The organism is Streptomyces sp. NPDC048419, from assembly GCF_043200415.1.
Lineage (GTDB): Bacteria > Actinomycetota > Actinomycetes > Streptomycetales > Streptomycetaceae > Streptomyces.
Window position 1 is genome coordinate 1 of sequence record NZ_JBICXT010000008.1, and the last position, 13,284, is coordinate 13,284.

The window sequence follows — 13,284 nt, forward strand, 5'->3', positions numbered from 1 at the left end:
CACCCTCCCCGGCGGCCAGGCCTTCGCCGACGCCTTCCACACCTTCGCCGTCGACTGGGCCCCCGACTCCATCACCTGGACCGTCGACGGCACCGCCTACCAAAAACGCACCCCCGCCGACCTCGCCGGCAAAACCTGGGTCTTCAACAAACCCTTCTTCCTCATCCTCAACCTCGCCGTCGGCGGCTACTGGCCCGGCGACCCCGACAACACCACCCCCCTCCCCCAACAACTCATCGTCGACTCCGTCTCCGTCACGACCGGCAGCACCTCCACCGGCGCGGCGCTCAGGGGTCTTGCGGGCAAGTGCGTGGACGTCGCCGGGGCGAACTCCGCCAACGGGACGCCCGTACAGCTCTACGACTGCAACGGCACCGCCGCCCAGCAGTGGACCGTGGGCTCCGACGGCACGATCCGCGCGCTCGGCAAGTGCCTGGACGTGACCGGCAACGGCACCGCCGACGGCTCCACCGTCCAGCTCTGGGACTGCACCGGCGGCCCCAACCAGAAGTGGGCCGTCAGCGGGGCGAACGACATCGTCAACCCGCAGGCCGACAAGTGCCTCGACGTGACGGGCAACAACTCGGCCAACGGCACCCGGCTGCAGATCTGGACCTGCTCGGGAGGAGCCAACCAGAAGTGGACGATCGGCTGACCTCTCGGGGTCAACGCGTGACGGCGGGCCCGGCCGGTAGCGGCCTGGCCCGCCGCACCCGGGGGGCGGCCACAACACGCCGGCAGGCGTACGCGCATGTCGTCCCACGTAATTGAGATGCGCGAACCCTCTGCCATTGGCAGGCTGCCCCGGTGAATCGCGAACAGATCTCCCACATCGCTCACGCCGAGCACCCGATCAAGTCCCCGCTCGAAGACGACTCGGTCCGCCGCCTCCTCGATCGCGGTCTGCCGACCGGCGAGGAGCGGGTGCTCGACCTCGGCTGCGGCGGAGGGGAATGGCTCCTGCGCGCCCTGGCAGCACGGCCGGGTGTGCACGCCGAGGGCGTGGACATCTCCGAGGACGCGCTGGCCCAGGCGGCCGCCGCGGCACGCGATCTCGGCGTGGAGGACCGCCTCGTCCTCCATCGCCGAAAGGCCGAGGACTTCGTGTCCGAGAAGCCGTTCGACGTGGTTCTCAGCTTCGGGGCCGCGCATGCCTTCGGCGGCCTGCTGCCGACCCTCGCGGCAGCCAGGACCCATCTGGCTCCCGGCGGTCGTGTCCTGGTCGGTGACGGGTTCTGGGAGCACTCTCCGTCGCCGGAGGCCGTCGAGATGCTCGGGGACTTCGCCGACCTGGCGACCACCGTGGAGCGTGTCGAGGCCGAGGGCTGGGTGCCCGTCGACGGGCACGTCAGCTCGCGTCAGGAGCTGGACGACTACGAATGGTCGTGCTGGGGTTCCCTGTCCTCATGGGCCCTGGACCACCCCGATCACCCGGACAGCGAGCAGGTGCTCGAGACGGCCACGCTCCGGCGCACCGAATGGCTGCGCGTGTACCGGGCCACGTGGGGCTTCCTCTCGCTGGTCCTGCGCCGGACACCCGACCCCGCCTGACGCCGATCTTGGTGAAGCTGTACGGGTTACGAGGCACCTGCCTCAGCCCGCGACGAGCCCTACGACAAGATTGATGGCGGTCGCGAGAATGCCGGTGCCGAAGACGTAGGACAGCAGGCAGTGGCGCAGCACGATGGCACGGATCAGCGAGCTGGAGACGTTGGTGTCGGACACCTGGTACGTCATGCCGAGGTTGTAGCTGAAGTAGAAGAAGTCCCGGTACGCGGGCGGGTCGTCCGAGTTGAAGTCGATCCCGCCCGAGGACTCGTAGTAGACGTAGGCGTAGCGGGCGGCGTACATCAGGTGCAGGGCGGCCCAGGCCAGGGCCACGCCGAAGACCGCGAGTGCGGCGCCGACGTGCCCTTTGTCTGACGGTCCGACCAGGAGCAACAGCACGATGGCCAACAAGCCGCACGACGCGACCGCCACGACGACGAGCTCCTCGATGACGGGCCGGAAATCCTCACGCCTGGCGTTTCGCCTGGTGGCGGCGGCATCCATCGGCCACAGCACGGCCCATCCCGCCGCGACGAAGGCGAGTTGGGTCACGACGATCCCGGCCAGCGCCCCGCGCACGGCGCCCACCCCAAGTCCCACAGCGGCACCGACCACGGCACCTATGGCTACGGCACCGGACAGTCGGGGCATGGCATCCACGGGCAACGAGATCTTCATGGACCTGCACAGTAGTTGCGTCGGCGACGACCGTCTCGGCGGCGCGGCGGGCGCCCTTGAGGACCCCTTCCTGAGGTCGTCGTCGACATCGGTCATGGCGGCGTCAGGCTTGGTGGTGGGTAGGTCAAGTGCCCGTCATGGACCTGCGCGTGCTCGTTCAAGACGGCCGGCTTCGCCGACGTGCCCGACATGATGTGCACGACCTGCGCACCCTCGACGAGCAGAGCGTCGGTGATCAACCTGCGGTGGCACCGCCAGGGCACCGCCTCACTGCACATGATGACCGGCCGCCCGAGCTCGGCCAGCTCGAGCAACTCCCCCAGACCTTCGGCGAATTCATCGGTGCCCATGTAGTCGGCGTAGTCGCGGAACGCCTTGACCCGCCAGGCTCCGTTCGCTGTCGGCACTCCCTTCGGAGTGTGCCGTCGGCCGCCCAACCGGTGAATCCAGCGGTACGCGATATCGGGCGGAAGCGCCTCGATGATCGCTGCTTGATTCCACTGCGGAAACTTCCTCGACGAAGGATACGACCGGACATCGACCAGGCAGGTGATGTCGTGGTCGCGCAGCATCTGCAACACGTCGCCGAAGTCACGCGTGGAGTGCCCGATCGTCCAGATACGCCGAGAGTTCATTTCCTACGCCTTCGTCGGCGCTCTCCCTCATGGTCCCTTCGACTGGTCCCTTCCACCCGATGGTCCCTTCCACCCGACGACGCGTACCCCCGTAGGTCTGCTCCTTAACGCTCTTGGACTGTTCCGCCACCGTGATGTGCCGAACCCGGCCTGATCTTGTCACCGCCGGGTCACAGCCTTCCGACCAGGGAACCCCGCGATCCGTGCCGCCCTCTCCCTCGACGAGTGCCGGCAAGGAGCCGGCCCAGTGCAATCCGATATCGGGGGCGACATGCAGTACGGAAAAGGCATCCGCAGATCCGCCATGGTGGTGGCCGCAGTCTCGGCCGCGGTGGCGGTGACCGCCTGTCAGCCGGGGGGCGACACGGCGGGCGCGGGCCCCTCGCCGTCCGGGGCGACGGCGCCGGCTACCACGGCGTCCTCGTCCGCGACGCCCTCCGCCACGGCCTTGACGCCTTCCGGTGCGAAGACGTCGACGGCGCCGACCGCCGGCGCGTCCCCGGTGTCCCGGCCTTCGGGTGCGCCCGTCGGCACATGTGCGGCGAAGGCCCTGAGTGCGACCGCGTACCAGGCCGACGTGCGCCCCGCGGGCACCGGGACCGGAGCGGCGATCGTCGAGTTCACCAATACCTCCGCTCAGACATGCCTCCTCAAGGGCTATCCGACGGTCGCGGGGGCGGCCAACGGCTCTCCGCAGCACAACACGCCTCTCGCGGTGACCCGCACGGGCTCGTCGTCGGCGGTGCGCGTCACCCCCGGCGGCAAGGCGTGGGTGAAGCTGACGTTCGTCCAGGTCCAGGGCGAGGGTGACGGCTACTGCAAGTCCGGTGCGCAACCCGTCGTCTATCCGACGATGGTGGTCGGTCTGCCTGGCTCCGGCCTGCACCAAGTCGCCCTGGCCGACGGTCAGTTCGCCGAGTGCGACAACGCGGCGACGGTCACCGCGGTAACGGCGGTGAAGCCTTCGTAGGTCCACATGCTCAGGCCCAGCGGGAGGAGGCTCCTTCCGCTGGGCCTGAGTCATTTCCGGTACCAGGCGCATGCTGCGCGCGAGTTGCGAGGTCAACGGGACGCCCGAAGGCGGCGGCAACGGTGAGCAGACCGGTGGTTTCAGCCAGTTTGCTGAGAAGATTGCTCAGGTTTTCCGTACCATCGCTCAGACATGACTGTGCGGCAGTAACTGCCAAGGCCCACACAGCACCTGGCAGAAGAACACACACGTTTGATTTCGCATACGCCGCGGGCTCGCCGCCCACCGGCCGTAGCACCCAGGAAGGGTGTGAGCACGATGTCCGAAACCCCGACGACGACCACCGAGTTGACCTCGCAGTACAGCACGCAGGTTGCCGACGACCTTGAGCGCAACCTCAAGGAACAAGCACGCCTCAGCGGTGAAATCGAGGCGCTGCAGGAGCAGTTGGCGGCCGTGCGGCACGACAACACCGTGCTGGTGAGCATCCAGCAGGCCCTCGGCGTCTCCACCCCACCGGCAACCGAACCCGTCGCGACCGTGCCTGCTCCTCGCAAGCGGCGGCAGCCCGCCGCCAAGGCCCCAGGCAAGGCAGCAGACCAGGGCGCAGGCAAGCGGACGAAGGCCGAGAAGGCCCCCGCCCCGGCCCGCAGGCGGACCGGCAAGAAGACGGCCGCCAAGACGCCGGCCACCTCGTCCGCCGCACCCACGCTCGTCGACCTCGTACGCGAGCACCTGGCGGGCCAGAACGAACCCCGCTCCGCAGCCGAGATCACCACTGCCCTGGGACAGCAGCATCCCGAGCGCAACGCCAAGACCACCGTCGTGCGCACCACACTCGAAGGGCTCGTGGCCAAGAGCCAGGCCCAGCGCACCAAGCAGGGCACGTCCGTCTTCTACACCGCCCCGGAAACCGCCGGATCCGCCACGCAGGACGAGCCGGCCGCCGAGCCTTCGGCCTGACTCCGATCAGCGCGCCGGGCGCCACATCGTGGTGACGATGTGGCCCGTGGCGATGGTGATCGTGTCGCGGGCTGTGAAGCCGACGCTTCGGTAGCGGGCGAGGTTCGCCGGGTTGGACGATTCAAGGTAGGCGGGTGCGCCGAGTGCGTCGATGCGGGTGAGGCTCTCGGCCAGCAGGCCCATGCCCAGCCCGTTGCCGCGGTGGTCGTCGTGGACACCTAGCAGGGAGAGGTAGAAGCAGGGCTCGTCGGGATGGGCGGCCTCCAGCTGGTCGTAGATCGCCAGGATGGCCTTGGTGACCTCGAGGCCCGCCGCCTGGGTCAGCAGGGGCTCCAGGCCGCCTTCCTCCTGCGGGGTGAGTTCGGTGCCGCCCGGCGGGATCCATACGGCCGCCGCTTCCGCCCCCGGCGTCACGAGCGTCCAGGGGTAGCGCAGTGCGGAGGTGACGTACAGGCGCCACATGGCGGCCGCCTGCGCGGCGCGCCGCTGTTCGTCGGGGAAGGCCGGCCCCCACAGCGGGTCGCGGAAGAAGGCGGTGGTCAGGGTGTCGACGATGGCGTCGGTGTCCGCCGGGGTGGCTGGCCGGGCGGAGACGGGCCGGTAGGTGCGGGTCACCCTTCTACGATATCCGTCCTGGCGCACCTTGCACTCGACGGATTCCGTTGTCCTTCTCGGCTACTTCAGCTCGATCTCGACGAATACCAGCGGGAAGGCGCCGGCATTGACGACCTCGTGCTCGCCGCCTGCCGGACGGGCGTAGGACTCGCCGGCCGTGAGCTGCGAAGGGGTGACCGAGCCGTCGGGGCTGATCACGTCGGTTCGCCCGTCGGTGACCGGGACGACGACGTAGTCGTACTCGTGGACATGTCGGCCGGTGCTCTGCCCGGCCTCGAAGTCCCAGCGCGTGACGCGTACGCGTTCGTCCTCGTGCTGCACACTCGCGCGGGCCGTGGTGGTCATGGTCGCTCTCCTTGCATTCGTGGCGGGTCGATGGGCCCGGCAGTGTCGGGGCGGGGTGAATGCGCGGCTGTGGCCGCCGCCCGCTGGGCCAGGAGGTTGGTGACCAGCGTGAGCGGGGGCCAGGCCAGGCGCCCGTGGCGCGCGACGGCGTAGGCGCGCAGCGTCACCCGTGGGTCGATGAGCGGAATGAGGCGCACGCCGGGAAAGGTGGGGATGCCCAGGGGCAGCAGGCCCACACCGAGCCCGGTGGTGATCATGCCCTGGACCAGGTCGAGGCTGTCGACCTGATGGGTGATGCGAGGGGTGAATCCCGCCATGGAGGCCAGAGTGCGGATGACTGTTTCGTCGGCGGTGCTACGGGAGTTGACGATCCAGTCCTGCGCGCGGAAGCGGGCGAAGACGTCCCGGGTGTCAGCCGTGCCGGGCACATCCACATCCGCGTCGACGGGGACGCCGAGGCCCCAGAAGGCAGTCCACAGGGCAGTGGTGTGCAGTGCGGGATCGGAGTCGGCGGGCGCCAGGTTGTAGTCGTAGGTGAGCGCGAGGTCGGTCTCGTCCGCGGCGAGCAGTTCCAGGGCCTCGGCAGGTTCGTGTTCGCGGATGAGGACGCGCAGCCGGGGGTGGCTGACGGTCAGGTCGGAGATGAGGGGCAGCAGGTGAGTGCGGATGGCGGTGGAGAATCCGGCGACCCGCAGCGTTCCATTGGGTTCGGTGTCGGGGGCGAGGTCGAGGCGTGCGGTCTCGACGGCGGCGAGGATCACCGTGGCGTGCTCGGCCAGGCGCCGGCCGGCCGGAGTGAGCCTCACCCGCCGGCCGTCCGGTTCGATCAGGGCGGTGCCCATCTCCCGTGCGAGAACCGTGAGTTGCTGCGATACGGTCGAGGTGGTGGTGTCCACGGCGTCCGCTGCGGCGCGCATCGATCCGAGCCGGGACAGTTCCACCAGTAGCCGCAGACGCCGTGTCTCCATCCCTCTATTGTCCAGGGTCGTCGAACGGAATGTACGTGGACGACGCGGGGGGACGAACGATGCGGAGGACCTGGACAAGGGATCGTGAGCTCGCTCAAGGCCCTCGCCTCGCTTCCGCCCATGCGTCAAGCAGGCCGGGTCCGGCCCTTCCCTTCACTCGTCAGAATCGCGCTCGCCACCACATCGAAGAGGTGATCGGCGCGCGGTGCGAGCGAGGGCTGGTCGCCGAGCCAGGCGAGCATCGCCACCAGCGCGAACAGTTCGGTGCCGTCAAGGTCGCTCCGCGCTCCCCCGGCGGCCTGAGCGCGGGAGAGCAGCCGCGCACCGGCCGCACGCAAGGTGACACACGACGCGTGGAGTGCGGACTCCGTGTCCTCGATGGCGGCCGCCATGAGTACGGTCACGCCTCGATACTCGGTCGTCCACGCGACGCATTCGCGTAGCCACGAGACGAGTGCATCTTCGGGAGAGGCCGACGTCGAGGCCGCCAACTCGTCGGCGCGTGCCGTCAGTTCGTCGAAGCTCGTGCGAAGCAGGGCATCGAGCAGCGCCTCGCGCGTCGGGAAGTGCCGCAGGAGCGTGGCGAGCCCGACATCGGCCCTGCGCGCGATGTCGCGCAGCGACACGTCCACGCCCTGCTCGGCGATGGCGGTGCCCGATACGTCGAGCAGGTGGTCTCGGTTCTTCCTGGCGTCGGCCCGCATATGCCCCCCTTGACTATCCGGATCAGTGGTCCATATATTCGGATCAGTGGTTCACTTATGTGGAGCACTGATCCGAATAAGACTATCCCGTAGATGCGGGCAGGAGAAAACGATGTCGACCCACACGATGGGAGCGGTCCGCCTCCATGAGCACGGCGGTCCGGAAGTTCTGTGTTACGACGAGGTTCCGATCCCCAGGCCGGGGCCGGGTGAGGCGCTCGTTCGCGTACACGCGATCGGCATCAACCCTCCGGACTGGTACCTGCGCGGCGGAATGACCACCATGCCTGGGGAGGAGGAATCGACGGTCAGCCTGCCTCTGATCCCGGGAACGGACGTGTCGGGCGTCGTCGAGGCCGTCGCCGCGGACGTGGCCGGCCTCTCCGTCGGTGATGAGGTCTTCGGCCTTCTACGTTTTCCCAGCTTCCACGGCAGCGCATACGCCGAGTACGTGGCCGCACCCGCGTCGGACCTCGCACGCAAGCCCGCCGGCATCGATCACGTGCATGCCGCCGGGGCGCCCATGGCCGGGCTGACGGCCTGGCAGTTCCTGATCGAGGTCGGACACGATCACCCTTCGCCCTTCCAGGAGGCACCGCATCGCCCGGTGTCACTCGACGCCGGCACGACGGTGCTCGTCAACGGAGCCGCAGGCGGCGTGGGGCACTTCGCGCTGCAGCTGGCGAAGTGGAGGGGCGCGCGCGTCATCGCGGTGGCGTCGGGCGCGCACGAATCCTTCCTGCGCGAGCTCGGCGCCGACCAGTTCATCGACTACACCAAGCATCGCGCCGAGGAACTCGTGCGCGACGTCGACGTCGTCGTCGACACCGTCGGCGGCCCCGAGAGCCGCCGCTTCCTGCACACACTCAAGCGCGGCGGCGCCCAATTCGCCGTAATGCCCGGGGTGTTCGACGAAGAGGAAACCGCGAAGCTGGGTGTCACGGTCTCGACCGCACAGGTCCGCTCGAGCGGTGTGCAGCTCGCCGCACTGGGACGCCTGCTCGATGCGGGCGCAGTGCGCGTCGCGATCGACAGCACGTTTGCCCTTTCGGACGCCCGCGCAGCACACGAACGCGCCGCACGTGGACACGTCCAGGGCAAGATCGTGCTCACGGTGGATTAAGGTCCTCCCCGATCAAGCCCGAACCTGGAGGGCATCTCCACTGTGTTCAGCGCCCTGGGAATGATCCACTGAGAGCATGACCCAAGAACCGTTGAGCGTGCCCGTGCCTCCCCCCTTGACCGTCCCGCTGGTCGAGGACCTGTGCGCCGCACTGCCGCAGGGCCGCGTCCTGCTGGACGCGGACATCGTCGCCGGTCTCAGCCACGACGAGGCCGAGTGGGCGCCGGTCGGCCGCGCAGCCGCCGTGGTCCGTGCGAACAGCACCGAGGACGTGCGCCGTACCGTCGAGATCTGCCTCCGCCACGGCGCCCCCGTCGTCGCGCGGGGCGCCGGCACCGGGCTCTCGGGCGGCGCCAACGCGGTGGACGGCTGCGTGGTGGTGACCCTCGACCGGATGACGTCGATCCTGGACATCAATCCGCTCGAGCGGCTGGCCGTCGTTCAGCCCGGCGTCGTCAACGACGACCTCCGCGCGGCCGTCGCCGAGCACGGACTGTGGTATCCGCCGGACCCGGCCAGCTCGCCATGGTCGACCATCGGCGGCAACGTGGCCACCAACGCCGGCGGTCTGTGCTGCGTGAAGTACGGCGTCACACGCGACTACGTCCTCGAACTGGAGGTGGTCACCGGTACCGCCGAGGTGGTGCGCCTCGGCCGCCGTACCGCCAAGGGCGTGGCGGGCTACGACCTGGCCGGGCTCGTCGTGGGCTCGGAGGGAACGCTCGGCATCGTCACCGAGGTGACCGTCCGGCTCCGTCCGCTGCCCGCGCCGGCGATCACCGTGGCCGGTTACTTCTCCGACGTGGTCACCGCGGGCGAGGCCGTCCGCGCCGTCGCGGCCGCGGGAATCACCCCGTCGGCGCTCGAACTGGTCGACCGGCACTGCCTGCGGGCCGTCGATGCCTGGAAGAACATGGGCCTCTCCCTGGAAGCGGACGTCGTCCTGCTGGCCCGGGTCGACGAACCGGGTGAGCGGGGCGAGGGTCTGGCCGACGAGGTGGTGGGCTGCTTCCGCGGCGCGGGCGCGACCTGGGCCGAACGCTCCACCGACCCCGAGGAGGCCGAAGCACTGTTCACCGCACGGCAGTTGGCCTACCCGGCCCTCGAACGGCTCGGGCCGGTGCTCACGGAAGACGTGTGCGTCCCGCGCGAACATGTCCCGGCCATGCTCGGCCGTATCGAGGAGATCGGCCGCCGCCATGACATCACCATCGCCAACATCGCCCACGCCGGCGACGGCAATCTGCACCCGCTGCTCATCACCGATCCCGGGGACGAGGCGGCTCGCGAACGGGCCCAACTCGCCTTCGAAGAGATCCTCGACGCCGCGCTCACCTTCGGCGGAACGGTCACCGGCGAACACGGCGTCGGCATCCTCAAGGCCGACGGCCTCAAGCGCGAGCTCTCGCCCGCAGTGCTCGCCATGCACCGCGCCGTGAAAAGCGCACTCGACCCGCAGGGCATCCTCAATCCAGGCAAGGCATTCCCGCACGGGGAGTGACAGCGCCCGTGACCGCCGACGACGGCGTACGGCTCGACTTCAGGTCGTACCTCGCGCCTGCGGTTCCGCACGCGTGGCCGGCATCGTCGTCGCTTCTACGGCTACGACGCGTCCAACGCCGACACCTGATTCGCCGAGGGCGTGTTCGGTGGCCGGGCGGGCTCCGGCGCGGGTCGCGCCCACGCCGGCGGTGACGACGAAGGCGATGCCGAGGGCGGATGCCAGCCCGGGAGTCTGGCCGAGCACGGCCAGTCCGATCAGCAGGGCGATGGCGGGTTCCAGGCTCATCAGGGTGCCGAAGGCGGAACTCGTCAGGCGGCGCAGGGCGAGGAATTCGAGCGCGAAGGGCACCAAGGGGCTCAGGACGGCCAGCCCCAGCATGGTCCAGGCTGCGGGCCAGGTGAGGTGGGTCGAGAGGGTGGGCGCGGCGATGAGCATGCTCAGTGCGCCCGCGACCGGCATGGAAACGGCCAGCCCTTTCAGACCGGTGACGCGGTCGCCGATGCGCTGGGTCAGCAGGATGTAGGCGGCCCAACAAGCTGCGGCGGCCAGTGCGTATCCGACGCCGATCAGGTCAAGGCTGCCGCGCCAGGGTTCGGTCAGCAGAGCAACTCCCGTGGCGGCCGCGGCAGTCCATGTCTTGCGACCCGCGCCGGGCCCGTACAGGGACACGGCCAGCGGGCCGAGGAACTCCAGGGCGCTCGCGGTGCCCATCGGCAGTCGGGCGATGGCGAGCATGAAGAAGAGCATCATGCCGGCGGTCGCGACACCCAGAGCGGTGCAGGCGAGCAGATCGGGGCGGGCGAAGTCGCGGCGGCGGGGCCGTACGAGAACCAGCAGGAGCAGCCCGGCCCAGCCCAGGCGAAGACCGGCGGCGCCCACAGCGGTGAGCTCGCCGAACAGCGGAACGGTCAGGGCGGAGCCGAGCTGCACGGTGGACATGCTGGCGAGCGCCATGAGGAACCCGGCCTCGGCGGCACGGCGCGGGGTGCGGAGCGACTTCTGCGGACTCATGGCCCCCAGTAGAGGCGCACGGCATTGTTCGTGTCCACGTGCCGATCATGAACGTACCGTTCGGGAATCCTGGACAATCTGTCCATTCTCGCCGCCGGCTGCGTTGTCGGTGTCCTCGAGCCGGCGGACGTCGGCCTCGTGAAGGCCTACAGGTGTGACGCCAAAGCGGCGTACACCCTGCGCCAGGCGTCGGCGCCGGCCTGCGGATCGTAGTCGGCCGGGCGGTCGACGCAGGCGAAGCCGTGGCGGGCACCCGGGTAGGTCACCAGCTCGTGCGGCACCTCGGCTTTGGTGAGCCGCTGGTCGGCCTGCTCCCACTCCTCGGCCGGAATGATGTGGTCCAGTTCACCGCGGAAGCCCAGCACGAACGCGCCGCCCGCGGCGATCCGCTCGCTGCTCTCCAGCGGGGGCACGGGACCGACCAGCGGGAAGCCGCTGTTCAGCAGCCACCCCGGGTAGAAGACCGCGGCCAACTCGAAGCTCAGCTCGGTCGCCGCACGGACCGCGACATGGCCGCCCATGCTCAGGCCCAGGAACGCCACACCCCGCTCCCCCGCTTCGGTACGTGCTGCCGCCAGCGCGGCGGAAGCGTCGGCAACCAGCTCGTCCCGGTCCAGCGCGCGCATCAGCACCAGGCCGTTCTCGCGCTCCTCGGCGGAGTAACCGAGTTCGGTGCGGCGCGCGTTGCGCCAGTAGTAGTCGGGGGCCAGGGCGACATACCCGGCCGCCGCCAACTCCGCGCAGGTCTCGCGGACGTATGCGTTGACTCCGTACAGCTCGGAACAGACCACCACGGCGCCCCGCACCTCACCGCTCGGGCGGTGCACGTACGCCTCGATGCCGCCCGCCTCGCCGAGTGTCTCCCACTGACCAGTCATCACTGCCCCCGTGTCTCAGCCGTCATCGGCCCAACTCTACTGAAGGTCGGCGAGGGGCAGCGGCCGCAGCCGGCTGCCCCTCGCCTGTCCCTCCCCTTCGGCCGGGCGCGGTGTTCCGCTACGAGCGCGGGTCCGCGGGCGGCGCTTGTGTGGTGCACGTGAGCGGGACTCCCGTGGGTACGAGGCGTTCGACGGAGCCCGGATTGCCGTGGACGGAGGCCAGTTGGGCCTCGTTCAGGAAGCCGATGAACAGCTGCGTCCCGGCGGGCATCGCGGAGGGGGTGAAGACGAAGGTGACCTTGCCGTCGTCTCCCCGTACGCCCTTCATGACGTCGTTGACGCCGGGTCCCACGCCGCTGGGGTCGAGCGTTCCGTTGTCGTGGGGACCCTTGCAGAACTGGCCTTCCTTGATGAGCACGGGGAAGCCTGCCCTGCGCAGCGCGGCCTCCAGGCCCGCGTGGTCCGAGAAGTACCGCTGCTTGTCGAAGGTCGCATGGACCGTGCCGTCCTTCTTGGTGTCCACGGTGTACGCCGCCGTGCGGATGTGCACGGCGCCGGCACCGGTGCTGTCACCCGCACCGGTGCTGCCGCCCGCCGTGGGCGGGGCGGTTGACGGGTTGCCGTACGTGGGCACGCCGAGCGCAAGACCCGCGGCGGCCGCGACTCCCGCCGTCATGCCCACGATGCGGCGCCGACGCCGGCGCGCCCGGCCCGCGGCCTCGATCTGCTCCACGGGGGTGTCCATGGTGATGCCGTCCAGCGAATCCCTCAGTGCGTCCAGTACGTCCGTGTCGTGGTGGCTCATTGCCCAACCTCCGGCTTGTCTACGGTGACCAGGTGGCCGCGCAGTGTGGCGACGGCCCGCGACAGATGGGCGGTGACGGTTCCCGGCGCGATCCCGAGCACCTTCGCGGTGGCCAAGGTGTCCAGATCGAGGAAGACCCGGTACGCGATCACTTCCCGCTGCCGCTGCGGCAGTTGACGCAGCACGGCCAGCAGCGCGGGGTCCAGGCCGAGGTCACCGACCGTGCTGGCCGCGACGTCGGGAACGCCGCCCAGCGTCACTTCCCGGCGCCGCCGACGCCACCACGAGACCCTGGTGTTGAGCGCCGTACGCACGATCCACGCACGCGGCGCGGGATGGCGGCTGACCTTCGGCCATGCCGTCCAGGCCCGGGTGAACGCCTCGGCGACCAGATCCTCGGCCAGCTGCCGATCACCCACGCTCGCCAGGACCGCCCGCAGGCATGCGTCCCGGCTGGCTCGGTAGAAGTCCTTGAACTCCAGCTGCTTCACACCCTCTCTACGCCTCGGCGCCGTGATCCGCTTACCTGAGTTCCGA

General features: G+C 69.6%; 17 protein-coding genes. 6 read left to right on the plus strand and 11 right to left on the minus strand.

The genetic code is table 11. The features are described 5' to 3' along the window. Together ACGFYN_RS18340 and ACGFYN_RS18345 are read left to right on the plus strand one after the other, a co-directional pair. On the plus strand, positions 1-655 hold a 655-nt coding region (locus ACGFYN_RS18340; protein ID WP_393866849.1), incomplete at its 5' end, for a lectin. A gap of 152 nt (positions 656-807) precedes the next feature. Beyond that, complete coding sequence (locus tag ACGFYN_RS18345; protein ID WP_393866850.1) at positions 808-1,551, plus strand: SAM-dependent methyltransferase; 744 nt, start codon at positions 808-810, stop codon at positions 1,549-1,551. Between the two features lie 42 nt (positions 1,552-1,593). On the opposite strand, the gene ACGFYN_RS18350 is transcribed toward ACGFYN_RS18345, so the two are convergent. The 3 genes from ACGFYN_RS18350 to ACGFYN_RS18360 all read right to left on the minus strand — a co-directional run bounded on the left by ACGFYN_RS18350 (position 1,594) and on the right by ACGFYN_RS18360 (position 3,485). Further along, positions 1,594-2,226: a DUF1345 domain-containing protein gene (locus tag ACGFYN_RS18350; RefSeq protein WP_393866851.1), complete on the minus strand. Its 633-nt coding sequence runs from the start codon at positions 2,224-2,226 to the stop codon at positions 1,594-1,596. Between the two features lie 92 nt (positions 2,227-2,318). Then, positions 2,319-2,861, minus strand: coding sequence for a DUF488 family protein (locus tag ACGFYN_RS18355; protein WP_393866852.1), 543 nt, complete (start codon positions 2,859-2,861; stop codon positions 2,319-2,321). A 348-nt stretch (positions 2,862-3,209) separates the two neighbouring features. Continuing rightward, positions 3,210-3,485, minus strand: a complete 276-nt coding sequence (locus ACGFYN_RS18360) for a hypothetical protein (protein ID WP_393867137.1) — start codon at positions 3,483-3,485, stop codon at positions 3,210-3,212. Between ACGFYN_RS18360 and ACGFYN_RS18365 the strand changes: the two genes are divergently transcribed. Together ACGFYN_RS18365 and ACGFYN_RS18370 are read left to right on the plus strand one after the other, a co-directional pair. Then, positions 3,439-3,831 carry a DUF4232 domain-containing protein gene (locus ACGFYN_RS18365; protein WP_393866853.1) on the plus strand — a complete coding sequence of 131 codons (393 nt, stop codon included), beginning with the start codon at positions 3,439-3,441 and terminating at the stop codon, positions 3,829-3,831. The two genes, ACGFYN_RS18360 and ACGFYN_RS18365, sit on opposite strands and share 47 nt — an antisense overlap. Before the next feature lie 318 nt (positions 3,832-4,149). Next, positions 4,150-4,794: a hypothetical protein gene (locus tag ACGFYN_RS18370; RefSeq protein WP_393866854.1), complete on the plus strand. Its 645-nt coding sequence runs from the start codon at positions 4,150-4,152 to the stop codon at positions 4,792-4,794. Positions 4,795-4,800: 6 nt separating this feature from the next. On the opposite strand, the gene ACGFYN_RS18375 is transcribed toward ACGFYN_RS18370, so the two are convergent. From ACGFYN_RS18375 to ACGFYN_RS18390, 4 genes are all read right to left on the minus strand, one after another. After that, complete coding sequence (locus tag ACGFYN_RS18375; RefSeq protein ID WP_393866855.1) at positions 4,801-5,409, minus strand: GNAT family N-acetyltransferase; 609 nt, start codon at positions 5,407-5,409, stop codon at positions 4,801-4,803. A 60-nt stretch (positions 5,410-5,469) separates the two neighbouring features. Beyond that, positions 5,470-5,754 (minus strand): cupin domain-containing protein, encoded by a 285-nt coding sequence (locus ACGFYN_RS18380; RefSeq protein ID WP_393866856.1) that lies wholly within the window; start codon positions 5,752-5,754, stop codon positions 5,470-5,472. Beyond that, complete coding sequence (locus ACGFYN_RS18385) at positions 5,751-6,722, minus strand: LysR family transcriptional regulator (protein ID WP_393866857.1); 972 nt, start codon at positions 6,720-6,722, stop codon at positions 5,751-5,753. The genes ACGFYN_RS18380 and ACGFYN_RS18385 overlap by 4 nt, the downstream gene beginning before the upstream one ends. Before the next feature lie 125 nt (positions 6,723-6,847). Then, on the minus strand, positions 6,848-7,426 hold the full coding sequence (locus tag ACGFYN_RS18390) for a TetR/AcrR family transcriptional regulator (protein ID WP_393866858.1): 579 nt from the start codon (positions 7,424-7,426) through the stop codon (positions 6,848-6,850). Between the two features lie 112 nt (positions 7,427-7,538). On the opposite strand from ACGFYN_RS18390, the gene ACGFYN_RS18395 reads away from it, so the two are divergent. Together ACGFYN_RS18395 and ACGFYN_RS18400 are read left to right on the plus strand one after the other, a co-directional pair. After that, positions 7,539-8,549: an NADP-dependent oxidoreductase gene (locus ACGFYN_RS18395; protein ID WP_393866859.1), complete on the plus strand. Its 1,011-nt coding sequence runs from the start codon at positions 7,539-7,541 to the stop codon at positions 8,547-8,549. A gap of 76 nt (positions 8,550-8,625) precedes the next feature. Beyond that, complete coding sequence (locus ACGFYN_RS18400) at positions 8,626-10,050, plus strand: FAD-binding oxidoreductase (protein ID WP_393866860.1); 1,425 nt, start codon at positions 8,626-8,628, stop codon at positions 10,048-10,050. Positions 10,051-10,089: 39 nt separating this feature from the next. On the opposite strand, the gene ACGFYN_RS18405 is transcribed toward ACGFYN_RS18400, so the two are convergent. The 4 genes from ACGFYN_RS18405 to ACGFYN_RS18420 all read right to left on the minus strand — a co-directional run bounded on the left by ACGFYN_RS18405 (position 10,090) and on the right by ACGFYN_RS18420 (position 13,238). Continuing rightward, entirely contained in the window at positions 10,090-11,064 is a 975-nt protein-coding gene (locus ACGFYN_RS18405) for a DMT family transporter (RefSeq protein WP_393866861.1), read from the minus strand. Positions 11,065-11,210: 146 nt separating this feature from the next. Further along, entirely contained in the window at positions 11,211-11,942 is a 732-nt protein-coding gene (locus tag ACGFYN_RS18410; protein WP_393866862.1) for a dienelactone hydrolase family protein, read from the minus strand. 118 nt (positions 11,943-12,060) lie between these two features. Further along, positions 12,061-12,747: a hypothetical protein gene (locus ACGFYN_RS18415; RefSeq protein ID WP_393866863.1), complete on the minus strand. Its 687-nt coding sequence runs from the start codon at positions 12,745-12,747 to the stop codon at positions 12,061-12,063. Further along, a complete protein-coding gene (locus ACGFYN_RS18420; protein ID WP_393866864.1) occupies positions 12,744-13,238 on the minus strand; it encodes an RNA polymerase sigma factor in 495 nt (164 codons plus the stop codon). Before ACGFYN_RS18420 ends, ACGFYN_RS18415 begins: the two co-directional genes overlap by 4 nt. Between the last annotated feature and the right edge of the window lie 46 nt (positions 13,239-13,284).